Origin of the sequence: Corynebacterium aquilae DSM 44791, from assembly GCF_001941445.1 — a bacterium.
Taxonomy (GTDB): domain Bacteria; phylum Actinomycetota; class Actinomycetes; order Mycobacteriales; family Mycobacteriaceae; genus Corynebacterium; species Corynebacterium aquilae.
Genome location: NZ_CP009245.1, coordinates 763,175 through 786,586 on the forward strand (window position 1 = coordinate 763,175; position 23,412 = coordinate 786,586).

Annotated in this window: 12 protein-coding genes, 3 rRNA genes and 1 other RNA gene; 11 read left to right on the top strand and 5 right to left on the bottom strand. The window is 57.9% G+C overall.

What is annotated here, in order from left to right; translation table 11 throughout:
* Nucleotides 1-11 precede the first annotated feature (11 nt).
* Nucleotides 12-914, top strand: a complete 903-nt coding sequence (gene ftsX, locus CAQU_RS03290) for a permease-like cell division protein FtsX (protein WP_075725207.1) — start codon at nucleotides 12-14, stop codon at nucleotides 912-914.
* Between the two features lie 87 nt (nucleotides 915-1,001).
* Here ftsX and CAQU_RS12825 read toward each other — a convergent pair whose 3' ends face one another.
* Nucleotides 1,002-3,572 carry a hypothetical protein gene (locus CAQU_RS12825; protein ID WP_075725209.1) on the bottom strand — a complete coding sequence of 857 codons (2,571 nt, stop codon included), beginning with the start codon at nucleotides 3,570-3,572 and terminating at the stop codon, nucleotides 1,002-1,004.
* Nucleotides 3,573-3,658: 86 nt separating this feature from the next.
* On the opposite strand from CAQU_RS12825, the gene CAQU_RS03300 reads away from it, so the two are divergent.
* A complete protein-coding gene (locus tag CAQU_RS03300) occupies nucleotides 3,659-4,906 on the top strand; it encodes an SWIM zinc finger family protein (protein WP_075725211.1) in 1,248 nt (415 codons plus the stop codon).
* 62 nt (nucleotides 4,907-4,968) lie between these two features.
* On the opposite strand, the gene CAQU_RS03305 is transcribed toward CAQU_RS03300, so the two are convergent.
* Nucleotides 4,969-6,465 (bottom strand): DUF1846 domain-containing protein, encoded by a 1,497-nt coding sequence (locus tag CAQU_RS03305; protein WP_075725213.1) that lies wholly within the window; start codon nucleotides 6,463-6,465, stop codon nucleotides 4,969-4,971.
* Nucleotides 6,466-6,581: 116 nt separating this feature from the next.
* On the opposite strand from CAQU_RS03305, the gene smpB reads away from it, so the two are divergent.
* The 5 genes from smpB (at nucleotide 6,582) to CAQU_RS03330 (ending at nucleotide 12,127) form a co-directional block, all read left to right on the top strand.
* Entirely contained in the window at nucleotides 6,582-7,082 is a 501-nt protein-coding gene (gene smpB, locus CAQU_RS03310) for an SsrA-binding protein SmpB (protein WP_075725215.1), read from the top strand.
* Nucleotides 7,083-7,265: 183 nt separating this feature from the next.
* Nucleotides 7,266-7,648: a transfer-messenger RNA gene (gene ssrA, locus CAQU_RS03315) on the top strand.
* A gap of 263 nt (nucleotides 7,649-7,911) precedes the next feature.
* Nucleotides 7,912-9,180, top strand: a complete 1,269-nt coding sequence (locus CAQU_RS03320; RefSeq protein ID WP_075725217.1) for an alpha-hydroxy acid oxidase — start codon at nucleotides 7,912-7,914, stop codon at nucleotides 9,178-9,180.
* A gap of 305 nt (nucleotides 9,181-9,485) precedes the next feature.
* Nucleotides 9,486-10,739, top strand: a complete 1,254-nt coding sequence (locus tag CAQU_RS03325) for an alpha-hydroxy acid oxidase (RefSeq protein WP_084562750.1) — start codon at nucleotides 9,486-9,488, stop codon at nucleotides 10,737-10,739.
* A complete protein-coding gene (locus CAQU_RS03330) occupies nucleotides 10,736-12,127 on the top strand; it encodes an MFS transporter (protein WP_245797283.1) in 1,392 nt (463 codons plus the stop codon). The genes CAQU_RS03325 and CAQU_RS03330 overlap by 4 nt, the downstream gene beginning before the upstream one ends.
* A gap of 156 nt (nucleotides 12,128-12,283) precedes the next feature.
* Here CAQU_RS03330 and CAQU_RS03335 read toward each other — a convergent pair whose 3' ends face one another.
* From CAQU_RS03335 to CAQU_RS03345, 3 genes are all read right to left on the bottom strand, one after another.
* Nucleotides 12,284-13,681: a nucleobase:cation symporter-2 family protein gene (locus tag CAQU_RS03335; RefSeq protein WP_211276129.1), complete on the bottom strand. Its 1,398-nt coding sequence runs from the start codon at nucleotides 13,679-13,681 to the stop codon at nucleotides 12,284-12,286.
* 354 nt (nucleotides 13,682-14,035) lie between these two features.
* On the bottom strand, nucleotides 14,036-14,947 hold the full coding sequence (locus tag CAQU_RS03340; protein WP_075725223.1) for a Dyp-type peroxidase: 912 nt from the start codon (nucleotides 14,945-14,947) through the stop codon (nucleotides 14,036-14,038).
* 83 nt (nucleotides 14,948-15,030) lie between these two features.
* On the bottom strand, nucleotides 15,031-15,957 hold the full coding sequence (locus CAQU_RS03345; protein ID WP_075728338.1) for a YegS/Rv2252/BmrU family lipid kinase: 927 nt from the start codon (nucleotides 15,955-15,957) through the stop codon (nucleotides 15,031-15,033).
* Between the two features lie 173 nt (nucleotides 15,958-16,130).
* On the opposite strand from CAQU_RS03345, the gene CAQU_RS03350 reads away from it, so the two are divergent.
* The 4 genes from CAQU_RS03350 (at nucleotide 16,131) to rrf (ending at nucleotide 22,776) form a co-directional block, all read left to right on the top strand.
* Nucleotides 16,131-16,751 carry a TetR/AcrR family transcriptional regulator gene (locus tag CAQU_RS03350; protein WP_075725226.1) on the top strand — a complete coding sequence of 207 codons (621 nt, stop codon included), beginning with the start codon at nucleotides 16,131-16,133 and terminating at the stop codon, nucleotides 16,749-16,751.
* Between the two features lie 709 nt (nucleotides 16,752-17,460).
* Nucleotides 17,461-18,987: ribosomal RNA gene (locus CAQU_RS03355) — 16S ribosomal RNA — on the top strand.
* Between the two features lie 442 nt (nucleotides 18,988-19,429).
* Nucleotides 19,430-22,519 (top strand): 23S ribosomal RNA (locus CAQU_RS03360).
* A 140-nt stretch (nucleotides 22,520-22,659) separates the two neighbouring features.
* Nucleotides 22,660-22,776, top strand: a 5S ribosomal RNA gene (rrf, locus tag CAQU_RS03365).
* Together the 16S, 23S and 5S rRNA genes form the textbook arrangement of a ribosomal RNA operon.
* The last annotated feature ends 636 nt before the right edge of the window (nucleotides 22,777-23,412 follow it).

The following is a 23,412-nucleotide window of genomic DNA, read 5'->3' on the forward strand; positions in this document are numbered from 1 at the left end:
TGACACCCACCATGCGACTCGGATTCGTTTTTCGCGAGGCCTTCGCCGGCCTCTACCGCAACCTCACCATGACCATCGCCCTGGTCATCACCACCGCCATCTCCCTGGCGCTATTGGCCACCGGATTCCTGGTCACCGGCATGACCGAACGCACCAAAGAGATCTACCTCGACCGCGTCGAAGTCATGGTCCAATTCGACGACGCCACCAGCGCCAAAGACAAAGACTGCTCCACCCCCCAATGCCGCGAAGTCCGCGACATCCTCGAAGAATCCGACGGCGTCGAATCCGTCACCTTCCGCTCCCGCGAACAGTCCTACCAGCGCTTCAAAGAAGTCTTCGAAAACACCGACCCCGTCCTCGTCGCCCAAACCAGCCCCGACGCGCTGCCCGCAGCACTCCACGTCCGCCTCGTCGACCCCCTCGACCCCAAACCCCTAGACAAAGTCCGCGACCTGCCCCAAGTCAGCGACGTCATCGACCAAGTCGATGACCTGCGCGCCGCCACCGACAACCTCGACGCCGTCCGCAACGCCACCTTCCTCGTCGCCGCCATCCAATCCATCGCCGCCGTCTTCCTGATCGCCAACATGGTCCAAATCGCCGCCTTCAGCAGACGAGAAGAAATGCAAGTCATGCGCATGGTCGGCGCCTCCCGCTGGTTCACCCAAGCCCCCTTCATCCTCGAAGCCGTCGCCGCCACCATCATCGGCGCCACCATCGCCGTCGCAGGACTCCTCCTGGGCAAACAATTCGTCCTCGACCAAGCGCTCCGCGGACTCTACGACGCCCGACTCATCGCCCCCATCACCACCAACGACATCTGGGTCGTCGCCCCCATCATCGCCGGCGTCGGCATCATCTTCGCCGCACTCACAGCCCAAATCACCCTCCGGCTCTACGTCCGCAAATAACCCTAAACACCCACCAAAAAACAACGCACTCCGCGCAGCCCCCAAAAGCCGCGCGGAGTGCGTTGTTTATACCCCCCAAACCCTTTTTTAAACCCCCAAGATCTCCCGCAACTGCCGCGCCAACTTCCGGCCCTGCGAAGAACCCTTCTGCGCCGCAAACTCCCACACCACCCCCAACTCAGCCACACTCGCATCCACCGCAGCACGCGCCCCCGCATCCTGACGCGCCGCCACCACCGACGGCGCCAACTCCACCAACGCCCGCAACAACGGCGTCGCCTGCGACACCCGCAGAGCATCCGACACATAAAACCCCGTCAACCGCACCAACACCGGCCACGAAAACGCCAACATCTCCGCATCAAAACACACATCCACCAACAACGACGTCAACTTATTGATCCCACACACCCGATCACCAGCCTGATACGGATCCCGCGCCAACATCATCGGATCAAACACCACCGGATCCACCAGGCCCCGCCGCCACGCCTCAACCAACACCCGCACCGGATGCTCCGGATTCGCCTGCACCGTCTTCGACAACAACCACCCCACCATCCACGGCGTCCACACCAAACCGCCACCCAAACCCCACAACACATCCCGAAACGGCACAGTCTGCAACCCCATCGCCCCCGGCAGATGATGATCCTTCGCCACCAACCGCGCCAAAGACAACTCCGCCCGCCCCGCAAAACGGCCCCGCACCGGCGGCCGCTTAGCCACCAACTCAAGCTTTAGCGCCCGCAACTCCTCCACAGCAGCCCACACCCGATCCGCACACCACGCCAAAGGACCCCGACACAACTGCTCCAACCGCGCCAACTGAGCATCAGACACATCCGGGCCATCCACCAACCACACATCCCAACACTCAATCGCCTCCAGCACATCCCACCACACCATAGGGCCCTGCCAACGCTCCACCCGCGCCAAAAACTCATCCACCCCCATCACATAATCCGCACACTCAACCACCCCCAACAAACAACCCACCCCCGCCTCCAACAACTCCACCGCACCCTGCTGATCCTCACCATCCCACCAGCCCCCCAAACAGGTGGTATCAGCCCAAAACAACACACACCCCACCACCGCAGCCACCTGCTCCGCCGGCTGCACCGCCTTTTCCATCGCATACTCCAACATTGAACCCGGCCGCGCCACCCCAGCAGCCTGCAACTCCTCAAAAACCACCGCCACACCGGCCGGCCCATGAAACAGCATCAGCGACAACAACCGCACCGGATCCACCCGCTGATCCACATCCCACCACGCCTGCCCCGACAAATCCTTCGCCGCCCGCGCAAACAACCGGGCACACCGCCGCAACTCATCCAACGGCGCCTCCAAATCCACCGGCAACAACCTCACCGGCTCCCCACACAACTCAGGCACCCGCCACACCGCCAACGGCGCAACCTCATCAGCCTCCACCGGCTCAACAACCCCCCACAACGACGCCAACTCCGCCCGCTGCTGCACAAACGCCCGCTGCGCATCCAACTGGCCCAAAAACTCCACCACCGACCGCGCCAACTCCACATCCCCCGGCACCGGCCGCTGACAAAGCAGCCGATACACCAACAACGACTGCTTCTTCGTCGCCACCGTCGAACACGCCACCACCGACTCCAACAAACGCGCATCCGCCACCGACGCATCCTCCCCCTCATGCACCCCCAGCAAACCAGCAGCAATAATCTCCTGCACCACACCCCGATCACCACGCTGCGCCACCTGCGCAAACACCGGGAAATCCTCCGCAATACGCTGCGGCGTCAAACCAGCGGCCACCCACGTCACCAACCAGTCCTTGCGCTCAAGCCCCGTGCGCACATTCAACAACCCCTGGAACAACACCTCCCGCAACCACGCACGCTGCTCGGCAGAGGAAAACAACTGCTCCAAACTCGGCAACACCTCCACCAACACCGCCGAGCGCTCCGGCAACGACGCCACATACTCCACAAACCGCGGCAACCACCGCACATGCAAAGGCGGCATCCACGCCCGCCCCTCCACACGTGCCCGCTCCAACACCTCCACCGGCGCCACCGCCCACTGCTCAAAAAACTCCGCCCCCACAGCGCTCAACCCACCATCTTCACGCATCCACCACAAACCACCCTCACCATCCGAATCCCCCGCACGCGTCCGATCAACCCACACCACCTCACCCGAATCAACATCCACCCGCGGCCCCACCAACACATCAAAAAACCTCCCCAAAAACCACTCCGGAAACACCGGATCCAACCCACTAGCCTCCGCAAACAACAACGGCGCCGGATCCGCCCCATCCATCATCAAAAATGCATCAACATACTCGCGCCCCGCCGCCACAATATGCCGATGAAAACGCACCACCACATCCGGCGGAAGCGCCGCAGAAACCCGCACCACCGCCGCGGCACCACAATCCGCCACCATCATCAACGCCCACGCATTACACGCAGTCTCCAACGGCAACTCCACCGACTCAAACCCCCGCTCCCCCCACAACGGACGCAGCTCTTCCGGAGTCGACCGCCCAAACCCAAAAAACGCCTCATACAACTCATCCCGCACCCCATCAGGCAACTCCATCGGAACCTCCCCCACAGCAAAACCATGCCCCACCACAGCATCCACAAACGCAGGACGAAACGACACACAAACACTCTTCTGCGAATCCATACCAGGAAAATAGCAAGAAAAACCCCAGCGAAAAGCATTTTCACGACTAAAATTCCAAACCCATGGACAACCGCGCATTCACCCAAACCACCACCCTCACCAACACCAACCTCCACCTCGCCCTCGCACCCGCACTCACCCCACACGGCACCGAAAACACCCCCACCTTCTTCGACGGAACCCTCCACCAACCCCGCCCCTTCATCGAATCCCTCCGCCTCCTCGGCGAACTACCCAAACGCACCTACACCCCACACCAACGCACCCAACTCGCCGACCCCATCCTCTCCGCCCACGGCGACTGCCTCGCCATGGAAGCATTCTCCGCCTGCAACAGCGTCTACGCCCGCATCGTCTACACCGCCGACGCCTTCGACAACGGCACCATCACCCACGGCACCACCAACGTCGACATCACCCCACTACTCGACAGCACCCTGCGCACCATCACCCCCAACGACACCGTCGGAATCCGCATCGGCACCACAGGCCTAGACCTCACCACCAAAACCACCCACCACACAGAACGCCCCGTCAAACTCCCCGAACGCTGGATCCGCGGACTCGCCAACGCCTCCGCACTCAGCCGCACCCTCACCCACCGCTGCACCCTCGACGCCGGCGCCACCCGCCGCCTCCTCACCACCGCCCTCAACGGCAACGGCTACCTCCACTACTCCCGCAAACAACCCCGCCTCTCACCACACCCACTACCCGGCTCCACCCACATCCACACCCTCGCCCGCATCGAACTACTACGCAAACTCGCCCCCTACGCCACCGGACTCAACATCTACGGCCCCACCGACCCCAACCCCCACAGCCCCACCGCCGTCACCCTCACCATGAACAACGCCACCGCCACCTTCGTCCTCACCCCACACCCCGCCCGCGGATTCTCCGGCGAAGGCGCCCTACTCACCGAAATCAACCAACAACACCTCCTCGACACCGCCCCCACCACCTACCACTTCTCCTCCCACATCACCCCCAACCCACCCGCCACCACCACCGAACTCGAAACCCTCGGCATCATCGGCTGGGACCTCAACACCCACCACTTCTTCCACCGCCAACTACCCCCCAACCACTACCGCAACCACCGCCTCGAACAATCCCACACCCTCACCGTCGACTGGATAGACACCCCACCCACAGGACCCCACGTCGCACGCATCAAAAACTACCGCGTCGAAATCAACCCCGACTACTGCACCTGCGAATGGTTCCGCCGCTACGAAACCACCCGCGGCCCCTGCAAACACCTCCTCGCCGCCCACCGCGACCACGCCCAACGCCACACCCCCTAAACACCAAAACCCCGGCGCACCAGCAGGTGGCGCGCCGGGGTTAGGCGGGGGAGAAGACCTCGTTAACGCTTACGGTAGAGACCGCTGCGCTGGTACACCGGGTCGGAGGTCACCAAAACACCCAGGTTGCGGAAGATGCCCTCGTCGACCGAACCCAAAATGGTGGTGGTGTGCACGTTGCAGCCGCGCAGATTCTTCAGCTGATCCATCGCCTTGCGGGCGTTGGCGTCGCCGGCTGCCGACATCGACAAAGCAATCAGCACCTCATCGGTGTGCAGGCGCGGATTTTTCGACCCCAGGTGCTCCAGCTTGAGTTCCGTAATCGGCTGAATCGACTCCTTGCTCAACAAATCCACCGACTTGTCGATGCCCGCAAGGTGCTTCAATGCGTTCAGCAACATCGCGGCCGAGCAGCCCAATAGGGGAGAAGTCTTACCGGTGACAATGGTGCCGTCAGCCAGCTCGATCGCAGAACCCGGATGCTCCGTTGCGGCAGCCACATCGCGTGCGGGCTGCACCACCGTGCGATCGGAGGCGCTGATCCCGGCCTTTGCCATTACCATCGCAACCCGCTCACTCAACGTCGAGTCGAGCTCCAAGGTGCGCTCCTCAACCAAGGCTTTGAAGTAGCGGCGAATGATCTCCTGCTTAGCGGCCTCACGGCACACCGCATCATCCTCGATGCAGTGGCCAGCCATATTCACGCCCATGTCAGTGGGGGACTGGTAGGGGGAAGACCCGGAGATTTCCTCCAACAGCACCTTCAGCAGCGGGAAGGTCTCAACGTCACGGTTGTAGCTGGTGACCTTCTCGTCGTAGGCGGCCAGGTGGAAAGGATCGATCAGGTTGATGTCATCCAGATCCACCGTCGCAGCCTCGTAGGCCAGGTTCACCGGGTGCTCGAGCGGCAGATTCCAAATCGGGAAGGTCTCAAACTTGGCGTAACCGACCGGGATGCCCCGCTTGTGATCGTGGTACACCTGCGATAAGCAGGTAGCCATCTTGCCGGAACCCGGGCCGGGCGCAGTCACCACAATCAAATCCCGAGACGTCTCAACATAGTCGTTGATACCGAAGCCCTCATCGCTGACAATCCGGCGAGTATCCGAAGGATAACCATCGATAATGCGGTGCTTGGCGACCTTCAACCCCAGACGCTCTAGGCGCTCTTTGAAAGCGATCGCAATGGTGTTGGAATCCTCCAACTGGGTCATCACGATGTGCTCCACCAAGAAGCCCCGCTCACGGAAAACATCCACCAGGCGCAGAACATCCTCCTCGTAGGGGATGCCCAAATCGGCGCGCACCTTGTGGCGCTCCAAATCCTTGGCGTTGATGCAGATGATGATTTCCAGCTGATCCTTCAGCTTGTCCAGCATCGCGATCTTGTTGTCCGGGGTGAATCCCGGCAGCACCCGGGAGGCGTGCATATCGTCGAAGAGCTTGCCGCCCATCTCCAAGTAGAGCTTGCCACCAAGCTCCTCGCGGCGCGCCAGAATATGACGCGACTGCATGTCGATGTACTTTTCGCGGTTAAAACCGATGTTGCGTGAAGCCATGGTGCACCATTCTAGTGCAGCGCACTCCCACAAACCGACCGCGCGAACTTTAGCCGCACACCCTGCGGGCGAAACTTAGCCCCCAAGCCAAAAGGTGCGGTAACATCACCCACGCTATGGCAACGAAGAAAAAGGGCGGCAAAAAAGGCGCCCAAAACCCCACGATCGCGACGAATCGCAAAGCGCGACACGACTACAACATCTTGGACACCTACGAGTGCGGCATCGTCCTGGTAGGTACCGAGATCAAGTCGCTGCGCGAAGGCAAAGCCTCGCTCGTGGACTCTTACGCCACCATTGATGACGGCGAAGTCTGGCTTCGAAACCTGCACATCCCCGAATACTCCTACGGTTCGTGGACCAACCACAGCCCCAAACGCACCCGGAAGCTTCTTCTTCACCGCCGGGAAATTGATTCCCTGCAGGGCAAGGTGCGCGATGGAAACAAAACCCTGGTTCCGCTCAAGCTGTACCTCAAGGACGGCCGGCTGAAAGTGGAACTCGGTCTTGCTGCCGGTAAGCAGGATTACGACAAGCGTCAAGATTTGAAGCGCCGCGCTGAAGAACGCGACATCACTCGCGAACTCGGCCGCCGTATCAAAGGCATCAAGGGCTAGAGCAGACACCGCGATTCGTCTCCACCTCTTTCAAGGCCTGTCACTGCTGGTACCAGGACGGGAGATTCATACCTCCGCAACGAAGCACGTTGCGGAGGTATTGCGCTTTTTATGCCAGGTCACTAACATGAGTCGAACACTGCAAGACACTCCCGCACGGGTGCCCGACTTGCAGCATGCTATGGGGCTGATTTTGGTTTCGACTCCGTACATGAAGCCAGGGGAAGCGTGCCGGTGCAGGCTAGAGACCACCGTTAAGCGTCGTAGCAACCAATTAAGCGCCGAGAACTCTCAGCGCGACTACGCCCTCGCTGCCTAATACAGCGACCGCGTGTCTGTCGAACCCATACCCGTCCCTGGTGTGGAGTTCGGCATCGACTTCAAGGGACTTGCTGCCAGCTCGCGTTAGCGGGGGCTGGCGGGACTTCTTACCGCTAACTGGGCTCATCATCCGAACGTGTTCGTCCGAGTCGGAGGGCCGAGTAGAGATCGTTGCGCGAACTGCGCACGGAGAAGCCCTGGCAACGTGACGTAGGACCCGGGTTCAATTCCCGGCAGCTCCACGAACTAGATGCTGGCTTGGATTCAATCCAAGCCAGCATCTTTTTTAATTTTCTAGGCGCCTTTTAGCTGATAGCTGGGTTCATGGGGGAGTGGAAGCGGGAATACGCTGTGTGTCTCGGGGTGCGGTGGAGCGTTTTGCGGGGGATTTTCTGTCAAAATCTGCCGGATCTGGCAGCGGTGGGAGTACGATCGCAGCTGTTGTGGCTGCTTAGGTGGCGCAATCGTCCGTACTGGTTTTTGTTTTCGCATTTCTTTTGGGTTTTTCATGTCTAAAAAGTCTGTTCGTCAGCCGAGTGATCGCAGGATCGCTCCGCTGAATCGTCAGTTGCCGAAGCCGGAGATGCTCAAGGAGTTCCTCCAGCTGGATACGCCTTCCTTGGATTTCCGTGGCCGTCGTTTGGAAAAGGCGCAGGATATTTGGGATCTGCGCAAGATCGCCAAGCGTCGTACTCCTGTCGGCCCGTTTAACTATGTTGATGGTGCTGCGGAGCGGGAGTTGTCCTATGCGCGTTCCCGCGAGGTGTACGACAACATTGCGTTTCACCCGTCGGTGTTGCGGGATGTGAAAAATGTTGATTTGAGCTGCACTTTGTCCGGTGGCCCGTCGGCGATGCCTTTGGCGATTGCCCCGACGGGTTTTACCCGCATGATGCATTCGGAAGGTGAGATTGCGGGTGCTCGTGCGGCTGCTGCTGCCGGCATTCCTTTCACGTTGTCCACCATGGGTACCGAGACCATTGAGGATGTTGCGTCTGAGGCGCCGGGTGGTCGTCACTGGTTCCAGCTGTATTTGGCTGGGGACAATCGTCAGGTTGCTTATGATTTGGTGGCGCGGGCGAAGGATGCTGGCTATGACACCTTGTTCGTCACCGTGGATACTCCGGTTACTGGTGCCCGCCACCGGGATGCCCGCAATGGCATGACGTTCCCGCCGAAGTTGAATCTGAAGACCTTTGCTGATGCCTCGTGGCGGGTGGAGTGGTGGACGAACTTCTTGACCACCAAGGAGTTGGGCTTTACGAACTTTGGTTCGGGTTCGAAGTCCATTCAGGAAATTGGTGGCTTGTTCGATCCGACTCTGAATTTCGCTGACCTGGAGTGGTTGCGTGAGCAGTGGGATGGTCAGTTGCTGATTAAGGGTATTCAGACTGCTGATGATGCTGAGCGGTGTATGGAGCACGGTATGGATGGTGTGGTGCTGTCCAACCATGGTGGCCGTCAGCTGGATCGCGCGCCGGTGCCGCTTTTGACTCTGCCGGAGATCCGTCGCCGCATTGGTGATGAGCCGACGGTGCTGATTGACACCGGCATCATGAGCGGCGCTGATGTGGCTGCTGCCGTGGCCTTTGGTGCCGATGGCTGCCTGATTGGTCGCGCGTACTTGTACGGCTTGATGGCTGGTGGTGCGGAAGGTGTGGCGCGTGCGCTGGAGATCTTCCGCTCGGAGATGCAGCGCACCCTGCAGCTGATGGGCGTCAATAGTGTTGCGGATTTGGATGAGTCCAAGGTCAGTATGAATTGGCGCGAGTTTTAAGAAGTTTTTTCACCTCGGGTGTACCCGCCTCGTGTGTCACGGGGCGGGTTTTTTATGCCTGTGGGTGGGGTGATTGGGCACTGGTGGTGGTGCCTGCGGCGATATGAATATATGCCACTAACTGCAATTATTGGTCTTTCCCTAGCTTTTCTTCGCTGGAGTTAGTTTTTTGGAGTGAATATTGCCTGCTTGTTTGGGGTGTTGTGGCGGGGTTTGGGTAGTTAGGCGATCTAGGTCACAACTGGCTATGCTGTGTGAGTTCTTTCAGACGAAGCTGTTCGTTTTTCGCGGACAGGGAGGTAGATATGAAGCCAGCGAACTCTCGCCGCATGGTCCCTTTGAGCCGGCAGTTGCCTAGCCCGGAGATGCTCAAGGATTTCCTCAAGGTGGATGTCCCGTCTGTGCATTTCCGTGAGCGACGCCTGGAAAAGGCGCAAGACATGTGGGATCTGAAAAAGATCGCCAAGCGTCGCACGCCGACCGGCCCGTTTAACTATGTCGATGGTGGTGCGGAGCGTGAGCTGTCGATGGCGCGTGCCCGCGAGGTGTGGGACAACATTGCGTTTCACCCGTCGGTGTTGCGGGATGTGAAAAATGTTGATTTGAGCTGCACCATGGCCGGCGGCCCGTCGGCGATGCCTTTGGCGATTGCCCCGACGGGTTTTACCCGCATGATGCATGCAGAAGGGGAGATTGCCGGTGCCCGTGCGGCCGCGGCAGCAGGCATTCCTTTCAGCTTGTCGACGATGGGCACCGAAACCATCGAGGACGTGGCCAAGGAAGCCCCCGGCGGACGCCACTGGTTCCAGCTGTATTTGGCCGGCGATAACCGGCCCATGGCTTTCGAGCTGGTCTCACGCGCAAAAGATGCGGGTTACGACACTCTGATCGTCACTGTCGATACCCCGGTGACTGGCGCCCGCCACCGGGATGCCCGCAACGGCATGACCTTCCCGCCGAAGCTGAATCTGAAGACCTTTGCTGATGCCTCCTGGCGGGTGGAGTGGTGGACGAACTTCCTTACCACCAAGGAGCTGGGCTTTACCAATTTCGGCGCCGGCTCGAAGTCTTTTGCCGAAATTGGGCGCATGTTCGATCCCACCTTGAATTTCAAGGATTTGGAGTGGCTGCGTGAGCAGTGGGATGGGCAGCTGTTGATTAAGGGCATTCAGACCGCTGATGACGCTGAGCGCTGCATCAAGCACGGCATGGATGGCGTGATTTTGTCCAACCACGGCGGCCGCCAGCTGGATCGCGCGCCGGTGCCACTTATGACCCTGCCGGAGGTGCGCAGGCGCATTGGTGATGAGCCGACCGTGTTGGTCGATACCGGCATCATGAGCGGCGCTGATGTGGCAGCCGCGGTCGCTTTGGGCGCTGATGGCTGCCTGATCGGCCGCGCGTACCTGTACGGCTTGATGGCCGGTGGTGCGGAAGGGGTGGCGCGTGCGCTGGAGATTTTCCGCTCGGAGATGCAGCGCACCCTGCAATTGATGGGTGTGAATAAGGTCGCCGACCTTACTCCCGACAAAGTGAGCCTGAATTGGAGGAACCCGTGACTGATAACACTGCTGCCGCCACTGTGGCGGCCAAAAACGACTCCGCCGGGCTGGGGCGCAATGCCATTTCCCCGGGAGCGTTCCGCGCGCTGATCGCCGCGATGGTCGGCACCCTCGTCGAATGGTACGACTACGCGCTGTACGGCGCGGCGGCGTCGCTGGTGATTGGCCCGCTGTTTTTTGCGGGCGCCGAGTCCGGCCAAACGGTGGCCGCCTATGCAACCTTTGCGGTTGGTTTCGTCGCCCGTCCCTTCGGCGGGCTAATCATCGCCCACCTGGGCGATAAGCATGGCCGCAAGCCGGCCATGATGCTCACCATCCTGGTGATGGGTTTCGCCACCATCGGCATTGGACTGCTGCCCACCTATGAAACTGCTGGCGCGCTGGCCATTGTGCTGCTGATCCTGCTGCGTTTCATCCAGGGGTTGGGTGCCGGCGCGGAACTGACCGGCGCGCTGGTGCTGGTGGCGGAGTACACCCCCACCAAACGTCGCGGCTACTGGACCTCCTTCGTGCTGGCCATGCCGCCCGCGGGTGCCGCGATCGCGATCTTGAGCTTTTTGGCAGTGTCGAAAATGCCGCAGGACAGCTTCATGGCTGGCGGCTGGCGCATCCCATTTTTGGTTTCCGCTGTCCTGTTCATCGTCGCGGTCTACATCCGAAACAAGCTGGAGGAATCCCCGGAGTACAACGCGGCGATGGAACGCCGGGCTGCCGCGGAAGAACAGTTGAAGGTGCCGCTGGCGCAGGTCATTAAGAAAGACTGGAAGGCAGTTCTGCTCGGCTTCATGTCCGTCACCGGACACAACGGCAACAACTACATCATCTCCATCGCCTCCCTGTCGATCATGACGGCCTACGGTGACCTATCCCGCAGCCAGGCACTCACCGCGGTGCTGTGCGCCAGCTTGCTGGCAATCCTGCTGGCCCCCGTCGGAGGCTTGCTGGCGGACCGCTTCGGTGCCGGCACCATCATGGGCTTCGGTTCCGTCGTCGGCTTGGTCTTCGCCTACCCCCTATTCAAGGCACTGACCTCCGGCAGCTTCATCACCGCCTTCGCCGCCCTGTGCGTCAGCTTCGGCATCGTCATGACCTGCACCTCCTCCCCGCAGGGTGCATTCATGGCCAACCTCTTCGACGCCGAAACCCGCTTCACCGGCATGGCGCTGTCCCGCGAACTCAACGGTGTCGTCATCGCAGGCTTCACCCCCATGATCGTCGAAGCCCTATTGAAATCCTCCGGCGGCAACATCAACGGGGCGGCCGGATACATGGCCGCCTGCTTCGCCGTCACAGTGTTCTGCATGATCATCGCCAAAGGCCGCGGAAACAACCAGGCCCGCATCATCGCAGACGAAGCCGCCGTAGCGGCCCGCCCCGCTACCTAGACAACACGCGAGCCCCGCTGCGCACACACTTCAAGGCCGCGACCCACACAGCACCACCCGGTGCGGGGTCGCGGCCTTGACGTATGCACAAAACCCCGCCACCCGCACGAATAATCAGCGCGGATGGCGGGGCACAAACAGGGCAGAAAACCGCTGCTACTGGGCGGAAGGATCCACACCCGTTTTGTAAATATTGGCGTCCGTGCTCGGAGCATCCTCCGCAGTGCCACCGTTTTCAGGCACCCGCTTGGTGCCGAAGAACAGCAAATTCAACGTGATCGCAGTAAACGCCGCAGTGGTGATGCCCGAATTAAACACGGTGCCAAACCAGGTGGGGAACTGCGCAAACAACGTGTTGTCCATGACCGGCAACAACCCCATCGTCAACGACACCGCGATAATCAACACCGACTTCTCATTCATATGCACCTTCGTCAACGTGCGAATACCAGAAGCCGCAATCATGCCGAACAACGCGCCCGTCGCCCCGCCCAACACCGGAGTCGGAATCGCAGCAATCACCGCACCCAACTTCGGCAACAGGCCCAAGAAAATCAAGATGCCACCAGCAGCAGCCACCACATAACGCGACCGCACCCGGCTCATCGCCAACAACCCAATGTTCTGCGCAAACGCCGTGTACGGGAAGGTGTTAAACACGCCGCCGAGCATCGTGGACAAACCATCGGCACGCAAACCATCCGCAATCTGGCGGGGAGTAGCCTTCTTGCCAACAATTTCACCAGCCGCCAAGAAATCGCCAGTGGCCTCCACCAGGGTGACCAAACCGACCAACACCAAAGCAATCACCGCGGACGGCGGAAACTCCGGAAAACCAAAGTGGAACGGAGTCGCAACTCCCACCCAACGCTCATCACCAACACCACTGAGATCAACCTTGCCGAAAAACGCGGCAACAATCGTGCCGACAGCCAAGCCCACCAGCACCGACGCACGGGCGATGGCCACCGGGGCAAAACGCTCCACCAGCAACACCACAGCCAACGTAAACAGGCCCAAACTCACATTCGCGACACTGCCCGCATCATCCGCATGCCCACCAGCAATATTGCTGGCCGCCACCGGAATCAACGACAACCCCACGCACGTAATAAAAGAGCCCGTCACCAGCGGAGGAAACATCCACAGGATTCGGGCAAATACCGGCGCCATCAAAAACATGAACGCGCCACAGGCAAGAACGGAACCGTAAATCGCGGCCGGGCCGTAATTGCCGCCAATGATGATCATCGGCGGAACAGCAGTAAAAGTACAACCTTGCACAATGGGCAGGCGGGCGCCGAAACGCCACAAACCAACGCACTGCAACACCGTTGCAATACCCGCCACCAACAGGTCGGCGGTAATCAAATAGGGCAGATCACCAGGCTGCATCTTGCCGGCCTGAATCATGGCTCCGCCAAGAACAAGCGGCACGGCAACCGCGCCGGCATACATCGCCAGCACATGCTGGAACGCCAAAGGAATCATCTGCCTCGCGGGCGGAATCTGATCAACAGGATGCACCTGTGGTGAGGTGGCTGGAGCAGTCACGGCTAAAGGTGGGCCTTTCACAAAACGACAAAAACACTCGTGCACACGCCAGAACCCAACACCGTGGGGCGGGCACAACAAGACAGCCCGCAGCGGCACACGCCGGCCTATACTCCACCCACCGGCGCTACCCAAGCAGCACACAGGGGGCGAAAGAAAACCACAATAACCCTAATCAACACCCCGCCCCCGTGAGTAACCGAAAACCCAACCGGCCCCCACCCCCGCACCTCACAAACCCCCAAAATATGGCCCCAAAGCTGCAGCAACACAGCCCAGTGCCCCAACAAATACCTAGGCACGCCCCCACCAGACGGTAGGAACGTGCCTAAAAACCCAACAGGAAAAAGGAAACTAATCCTCATCCTCGTCATCGGTAAGCAGCGACAGCAAGGCGCGCACCGAAGGAATGACATACCAGCTGCCCGAGGTGGCGGTGGTGAAACGCGTCAACATGTCGCGGGGGCCACCATCGGCGCCCGCCATGCGGCGCAGCATCTCCTCCAGACGCCACTGATCGAAGGAGAACCCCACGAACACAGTGCCATGATCCTTGACCCCGCCATAGGACACATTGCGACGGAACACATCCAGTTCCTCACCGTCGACCTCCACCACGGATCGCGAAACGTGAGAAGAATCCGGCATCGCATCCTCATCCAACTCCACCGAATCCGGCTTCGTGCGACCGATGATGCGCTCCTGCTCCTCAACGCTCAAAGAGTTCCACTCCGTCGCCTGGTGCAACCAGTGCTGGAACAACAACACCGAAGCACCCGCACCCGGCTGGCCCTCCGGAATAGCCACCACAGAGGGGGCCTCGAACACGCCCGGGTTTTCGGTACCGTCCTCAAAACCGGTCAAATCCCGATTCTTCTCATACACCCAACCAACAGTCTCCTGGGCAAGGGAGAAGTGATCCGTGACCTTGCCGAGGATGTGCTCGGCGACATCAAACACCTGCGAACGCGAAGAAGATGCAATCCACAGCCACGCATCACGCTGGGTAGCAGGCATCGAATAGCCACCCTCCCCGCGGATCGGCTCGGAAAAATCATGCACCCCTTCAGGCACGTCCTGTGGAGCTGCAACCTCAGCCCACAAGGTGGGGCGGAAGCCAAGAACAACACTGGCACCGGCGGTGCTGGGCAGATTGCAGGCGTCAATCAACGCTGAAACGGACTCGGCAGGCGCACCCGTCAAGGTCAACTCGTAATAACCATGATCGGTGGTGCCAAGACCCGTGATTCCACTTTGGTAACTCATAAAACCAAGTATGCCTGCACAGCCAGCGCCATGCAGCTAAGCGCAACCTACATCACCGCACACACCCACCCCGGCCAGTCGGATTAACGGTTCACAATGTTGGCAGGATCAAAATCAGCAGGAGTAATCAGCTGTACATGCCCCGACAGACACTCAAAACGCACCGGAGTGTCACAAAACTGCTCCCCATCCGCATACGAACGAATCCCCGGCATGTGCAACTCCACCACCCGAGCAGAAAAAGCATCCACCATGTCATCTGTCGTGACATCTCCGGTAAACACTTTATGGAAGCGGCGCACTGCCTGAATACGCCCCATGTCGTGCAACACGGTGATGTCAAAAAGACCATCCGTCGGGTCTGCATGCGGGCACATCGCCATCCCACCGCCATAAAACGGAGTATTGCCCACGGCCACCAGCGACACCGGCAGGGAATAATGCACCCCGTCCAAGATCATTTCGCAAGGATGCGCCCGGAAAGCCATCAACTCGCGGGCTGCTGCCATCGAATAGCGATATTGGCCCTTAGGCCACCGCATCTTTTCCGCCCGCTGAGTCACCAAGGAATCAAAACCAAGACAGCCAATGGTGCCAAAAAGACGGCTAAAACCCTGCTCGTTTGACGCCCGACCAACATCCACAGCAGTCGTATGGCCAGCCAAAATGACTTCAGCCGCGCGCGTCGGAAACGTCGGGATCCCAAAAGCGCGCGCATGGTCATTTCCCGTACCCGCAGGTAAAAGACCCAAAGACACATTCGTGCCAGCCACAGCATTGATGCCGACATTGATCAGGCCATCGCCCCCGCACACCACTAAAGCGTCGATATCAGCCGAGTCGATCGTATCCTGCGCCAATTTCAACGCGGCCTGCTCATTAGCCCCCTGCAGATTCAGCACAGAAACCCCACTACGTGCAAAAACGCGGCTAGCTTCGGCGGCGGCGATACCCGCCAGGCCACGTCCCGAATTGGGGTTGCTAAGTAGCGCCACGCGGTTAAAAGTCATGAAACGCTCCTCGGCGTCTTGCACGAAACGGTGCAAAAGTAGTGGGTGAACTGTGTCCGCCAAAACCTTAGCTAACGACCACCATTGACGCATCCGAGAAAAGATCGGAAACGCCGCCAAGAAAAATCTCACATCGCGAGACATGACGTGGGCAAGTGGCCTACCCTCTCACTATGAGCATGGCGAACGTGACGGGTGAAGACCCCATTACCCTGACCATTCTCAACGCTGCCAAGAAACACATTTGCCGTAAGGGACTCGAAGAATTCACCATGGCAGCCATCGCTCAAGACGCTGGCGTATCAAAACCGGCGCTCTATGCGCGATTTGCCGATACAGATGCCATCGCACTTGCGGTCCAGGCGGCCGAACTCCGAGGATTGCTGGACCGTTTGGCGCAAACCCAGATGGCCTCAATGCCCAATACCCTCAACGAGATTGTTCGGCTCATTGTTATCTACACCGATGAACTGCGACGTTCAGAAGTGTTTTCAGCGCTGTCGGCGCGCAATCCAGAAATTCTCACCAGTTATCTGTTCACCCGGCTAGGCCCTACCCAACTAGGGCTCGTCGAATATGTCGCGACGTTCGTTCGTCGCGTTCAAGACCACGATCCGGACAATGTGAAACAGGACGAGGCACACCAGCTTGCGGCGATGGTTGTCAGTCTGGCGCAAAGTGCAGCATTGCAGTCGCCGGCATTCATTCCATTGCTTGGGGGAGAAGACCTCTGGCGTAAACACACCGCCTACATCATGGAGGGATACCTCGGCGTACCGCGCTCACAACGCTAGAACCAAGGAAAAACGCCAAACTTATTCTCCGCGACCCAATCGGCCTGCTGGGGAGGAGGGGCAATAAAGCCCTACAGGCAGCCGACTAACGGGGTTGTTGCGCATTGTTCACTTAGCAAGGTTCATAAAAACCTGTGCTGTGCTGGGGTTTTGTGTTCTGGTGTGGGGGTGTGTAACTTTATCCGGGTCAGCGCGACAGGTTCTGTTGCTTCTGGGGTCACGATTGGTGGCTTTGGGGGTTGGGATTGTGGTTGTGTTGGTGGCCGGATTTGCAAGCTGTTTGTGGTTTGTGTAGTCTCGGTGGAACCGCCATGGTGCGGCAACGAGTTGGTAAACGGTTGTTTACTTGTTTGGCTTGTTGCTTGTGTGTGGTGGGCACGATGTTTGAGAACTCAATAGTGTACCAATGTACTTGTTTTTTACAGTTGGTCTTTTCATGTGTGTGCTGTCGGGGGCTGCTTTGTCCCTTTAACACCACTTTTTGTGGTGACAGTTTTTTCATGTGAACGGATTGACAGGTTTTGTAGAAAACTTTGTTGCCGGGCCCCGCTTATCCCCGTCGGGATGGGGTCTGGTTTTTGTTCATGTAATTTTTGGATTCAACAACATTAGAACATGATGCACAGTTTTTGTGTGTTGTGTGCTGGTTGTTTGTTTTGTTCAGGTTTTGGACTCTTGCACTTTGATTAGTGGATTTTATGTCTGATTTTTTGTGGAGAGTTTGATCCTGGCTCAGGACGAACGCTGGCGGCGTGCTTAACACATGCAAGTCGAACGGAAAGGCCCAAGCTTGCTTGGGTACTCGAGTGGCGAACGGGTGAGTAACACGTGGGTGATCTACCCTGAACTCTGGGATAAGCCTGGGAAACTGGGTCTAATACCGGATAGGACCGCACTTTAGTGTGTGTGGTGGAAAGTTTTTTCGGTTCAGGATGAGCCCGCGGCCTATCAGCTTGTTGGTGGGGTAATGGCCTACCAAGGCGTCGACGGGTAGCCGGCCTGAGAGGGTGTACGGCCACATTGGGACTGAGACACGGCCCAGACTCCTACGGGAGGCAGCAGTGGGGAATATTGCACAATGGGCGCAAGCCTGATGCAGCGACGCCGCGTGAGGGATGACGGCCTTCGGGTTGTAAACCTCTTTCGCGAGGGACGAAGCTAGCTTGCTAGTGACTGTACCTTGATAAGAAGCACCGGCTAACTACGTGCCAGCAGCCGCGGTAATACGTAGGGTGCGAGCGTTGTCCGGAATTACTGGGCGTAAAGAGCTCGTAGGTGGTTTGTCGCGTCGTCTGTGAAATTCCGGGGCTTAACTCCGGGCGTGCAGGCGATACGGGCATAACTTGAGTGCTGTAGGGGAGACTGGAACTCCTGGTGTAGCGGTGAAATGCGCAGATATCAGGAAGAACACCGATGGCGAAGGCAGGTCTCTGGGCAGTAACTGACGCTGAGGAGCGAAAGCATGGGTAGCGAACAGGATTAGATACCCTGGTAGTCCATGCCGTAAACGGTGGGCGCTAGGTGTAGGGACCTTCCACGGTTTCTGTGCCGTAGCTAACGCATTAAGCGCCCCGCCTGGGGAGTACGGCCGCAAGGCTAAAACTCAAAGGAATTGACGGGGGCCCGCACAAGCGGCGGAGCATGTGGATTAATTCGATGCAACGCGAAGAACCTTACCTGGGCTTGACATATACAGGATCGCTGCAGAGATGTAGTTTCCCTTGTGGCTTGTATACAGGTGGTGCATGGTTGTCGTCAGCTCGTGTCGTGAGATGTTGGGTTAAGTCCCGCAACGAGCGCAACCCTTGTCTTATGTTGCCAGCACGTTATGGTGGGGACTCATGAGAGACTGCCGGGGTCAACTCGGAGGAAGGTGGGGATGACGTCAAATCATCATGCCCCTTATGTCCAGGGCTTCACACATGCTACAATGGTCGGTACAACGCGTCGCGAGCCTGTGAGGGTGAGCTAATCGCTGAAAGCCGGCCTCAGTTCGGATTGGGGTCTGCAACTCGACCCCATGAAGTCGGAGTCGCTAGTAATCGCAGATCAGCAACGCTGCGGTGAATACGTTCCCGGGCCTTGTACACACCGCCCGTCACGTCATGAAAGTTGGTAACACCCGAAGCCAGTGGCCCAACCCTTGTGGGGGGAGCTGTCGAAGGTGGGATCGGCGATTGGGACGAAGTCGTAACAAGGTAGCCGTACCGGAAGGTGCGGCTGGATCACCTCCTTTCTAAGGAGCATTATTATTTTGCTGGTTGCACACCGGCCGGCACTGTTTTGTTGGTGTTTGGTTTGTTTGTTGTGTGTGACTGTTTGATTTTTTTGACGTGGAAGCACACGTTTATTGCATGGTGAAGACGCTGTAAAAAACCTTTGATTTGTATGTTGGTGCACTGTTGGGTGTCTCGGGCATTTGTGCTCGTGTGTGACGCCTTGCTGGTGGCTGTTGTGGCGCAACTGTGTTGTGCTGTGGTGGTTGGTGGTGGGGTGTGTGTTGTTTGTGAACTGTATAGTGGACGCGAGCATCAAACGGTTGATGCGCATGGCCTTGTAATGGTTGTGTGTGTTGATTGTTTTGTATGTAATTTCTTATATTCTTTTTGTTTGCTGCCAGCACGCACTACTTGTTGGTGTGTGTTGGTGATTGTCAAGTATCTAGTGACCATTTTTTGTGTTGTGTGTTGTAAGGGCACACGGTGGATGCCTTGGCACACTAAGCCGATGAAGGACGTGGAAGGCTGCGTTAAGCCTCGGGGAGTTGTCAATCAAGCGTTGATCCGAGGATGTCCGAATGGGGAAACCCGGCCGTCGTTATGGGCGGTCACCTGCATCTGAATACATAGGGTGTGTGGAGGTTACGCGGGGAAGTGAAACATCTCAGTACCCGTAGGAAGAGAAAACAATAGTGATTCCGTTAGTAGTGGCGAGCGAACGCGGATGTTGGCTAAACCATGTGCGTGTGATACCCGGCAGGGGTTGCGTGCGTGGGGTTGTGGGAGCAATGTTTCTAAGGTCTGCCGGTCTTAGCTTCTGTGTGCGCGTGTTAGTGGAAGTGGTGTGGAGTCGCCTACCGGAGAGGGTGAGAGTCCCGTACATGAAAGCATGTCGCGATAGTTGTTGTTGTTTCCCGAGTAGCAGCGGGCCCGTGAAATCTGCTGTGAATCTGCCGGGACCACCCGGTAAGCCTGAATACTTAGTGTGACCGATAGCGGAATAGTACCGTGAGGGAATGGTGAAAAGTACCCCGGGAGGGGAGTGAAATAGTACCTGAAACCGTGTGCTTACAATCCGTCAGAGCCTCTTTTTGGGGGTGATGGCGTGCCTTTTGAAGAATGAGCCTGCGAGTCAGCGGCATGTGGCGAGGTTAACACGTTGTGTGGTAGCCGTAGCGAAAGCGAATCCTAACGAGGGTGATGTTTTAGTTGCATGTCCTGGACCCGAAGCGGGGTGATCTACCCATGGCCAGTGTGAAGCAGAGGTAAGACTCTGTGGAGGCGCGAACCCACTTAGGTTGAAAACTGAGGGGATGAGTTGTGGGTAGGGGTGAAAGGCCAATCAAACTCCGTGATAGCTGGTTCTCCCCGAAATGCATTTAGGTGCAGCGTCGTGTGTTTCTTGCCGGAGGTAGAGCTACTGGATGGTTTAGCGGGACCAACATCTTAGCGACATCAGCCAAACTCCGAATGCCGGTAAGTGAGAGCACGGCAGTGAGACTGCGGGGGATAAGCTTCGTAGTCGAGAGGGAAACAGCCCAGATCGCCGGCTAAGGCCCCTAAGCGTGTACTAAGTGGAAAAGGATGTGGGATCGCGAAGACAACCAGGAGGTTGGCTTAGAAGCAGCCACCCTTGAAAGAGTGCGTAATAGCTCACTGGTCGAGTGGTTCTGCGCCGACAATGTAGTGGGGCTCAAGTACACCGCCGAAGCCGCGGCACTCCAACACTTGTTGGGGTGGGTAGGGGAGCGTCGTGCAGCGTGTGAAGTCGCCGGGTGACCGAGTGGTGGACGCTGTGCGAGTGAGAATGCAGGCATGAGTAGCGAATGATGAGTGAAAAACTCATCCGCCGGATGACCAAGGGTTCCTGGGTTAAGCTAATCTTCCCAGGGTGAGTCGGGACCTAAGGCGAGGCCGACAGGCGTAGTCGATGGACAACGGGTTGATATTCCCGTACCCGTGCACATGCGCCCATGGTGAATCATTGATACTAACCGCCCATAATCATGATGATGCTTTCTTTGATTGTGTTGTTGTGTGCGTGCGTGGGACCTGATGTGGTAGTAGCCAAGCGATGGTGTGACGCAGAAAGGTAGTTGAGCCACTTATTGGATTGTGGTGTAAGCGTGTAGCCCGCAGACTAGGTAAATCCGGTCCTGCATTGTGGGTGAGGCGTGATGCGTAGCCCTTTTGGGTGAAGTTGATGATCCTCTGCTGCCGAGAAAAGCATCTAGCGATGTGTGTGTATGGCCCGTACCCCAAACCGACACAGGTGGTCAGGTAGAGAATACTAAGGCGATCGGGTGAACTGTGGTTAAGGAACTCGGCAAAATGCCCCCGTAACTTCGGGAGAAGGGGGGCCACGGCGGGTGCCGTCCTTTTGCGGGATGGTTGCGTGTTGTGGCCGCAGAGAATAGAGGGAAGCGACTGTTTACTAAAAACACAGGTCCGTGCGAAGACGATAAGTCGATGTATACGGACTGACGCCTGCCCGGTGCTGGAAGGTTAAGAGGACCTGTTAGACCCCTTTTGTGGGTCGAAGCGGAGAATTTAAGCCCCAGTAAACGGCGGTGGTAACTATAACCATCCTAAGGTAGCGAAATTCCTTGTCGGGTAAGTTCCGACCTGCACGAATGGCGTAACGACTTCCCTGCTGTCTCAACCACAGGCCCGGCGAAATTGCAGTACGAGTAAAGATGCTCGTTACGCGCGGCAGGACGAAAAGACCCCGGGACCTTCACTATAGCTTGGTATTGGTGTCTGCTACGGTTTGTGTAGGATAGGTGGGAGACTGTGATCGCATCACGCCAGTGGTGTGGGAGTCGTTGTTGAAATACCACTCTGATCGTAGTGGGCATCTAACCTCGGCCCATGATCTGGGTTAGGGACAGTGCCTGGTGGGTAGTTTAACTGGGGCGGTTGCCTCCCAAAGAGTAACGGAGGCGCCCAAAGGTTTCCTCAGCCTGGTTGGCAATCAGGTGTTGAGTGTAAGTGCACAAGGGAGCTTGACTGTGAGACTGACAGGTCGAGCAGGTACGAAAGTAGGGACTAGTGATCCGGCACCGGCTTGTGGAAGCGGTGTCGCTCAACGGATAAAAGGTACCCCGGGGATAACAGGCTGATCTTCCCCAAGAGTCCATATCGACGGGATGGTTTGGCACCTCGATGTCGGCTCGTCGCATCCTGGGGCTGGAGTAGGTCCCAAGGGTTGGGCTGTTCGCCCATTAAAGCGGCACGCGAGCTGGGTTTAGAACGTCGTGAGACAGTTCGGTCTCTATCCGCCGTGCGCGTTGAAACTTGAGAAAGGCTGTCCCTAGTACGAGAGGACCGGGACGGACGTACCTCTAGTGTGCCAGTTGTCACGCCAGTGGCATGGCTGGTTGGCTACGTACGGAAGGGATAACCGCTGAAAGCATCTAAGCGGGAAGCCCGTTTCAAGATAAGGTTTCGTTATTAGGTGCCCTAGAGACTATGGGGTTGATAGGCCAGATCTGGAAGCACAGTAATGTGTGGAGGTGACTGGTACTAATTCACCGAACACACCACACAAAACACCCTGCTGGGGTGTGTGGTGGTTGTCTAGAATGCTTTGATAATCAAATGAGCGTAACAACAACAAAGAGAACATATACGTTCGCGTCCACTATGCAGTGTTAGAAACAGCACACGTGTCACACAGTGTTGATTGTGTCGGTGGTTTTAGCGGTGGGGGAACGCCCGGTCCCATTCCGAACCCGGAAGCTAAGCTCACCTGCGCCGATGGTACTGCACACGGGAGTGTGTGGGAGAGTAGGACACTGCCGACCTAAACTTGAATAATGATGATGGAGCCCCCCAGGCTGTGACCACCGATTGGTGGTGATAGCGTGGGGGGCTTCACCCATACCCAGGGGATCGGGGGAAGGTTCCAGGGATCATTGCATCACTGGAATTGCAGCGAGCTGCAAGGCGGTGGGGAAACCTCAGGGGATGAGGTGTCTAATTCTGAGTTATTTGGTTGGCTCTGTTCGGTCGAGTCGCTTTGGCAGTGATTGATTCGGTATAGACAATCGCCATAACCGGCTTAGGGGGCGTTTTCGAGTTGTCTTTCCACCGTGCTGTTTTCCGGCATTTTTACATCTCCCAGTAGCTCTTGACGGCACTACCGTTGCGATGAGGCGCCTTCGGGTTCTCAGCGTATTAACAATCGTGATGTTTGGGGTACTTCTCCGCTCCTCACATCGATTGGCTTTAATGCTTGTTTGCGGTTTCCACTGTTTTACGTGTCGACAATAGCGCCGTGGATTCCGCACTAATCCGACTGGCAGTCTTCGCTCCGCTTTGTACGCGTAGTAGTTGTTCCTCTCGGCGGTGAGACCGATCTGTGCCCCGGTGGTGCGTATTGATTGTTTTGGTTTCTCCGGAAGAATAGAAAGAGGGCCTCACCGTTATGGTGAGGCCCT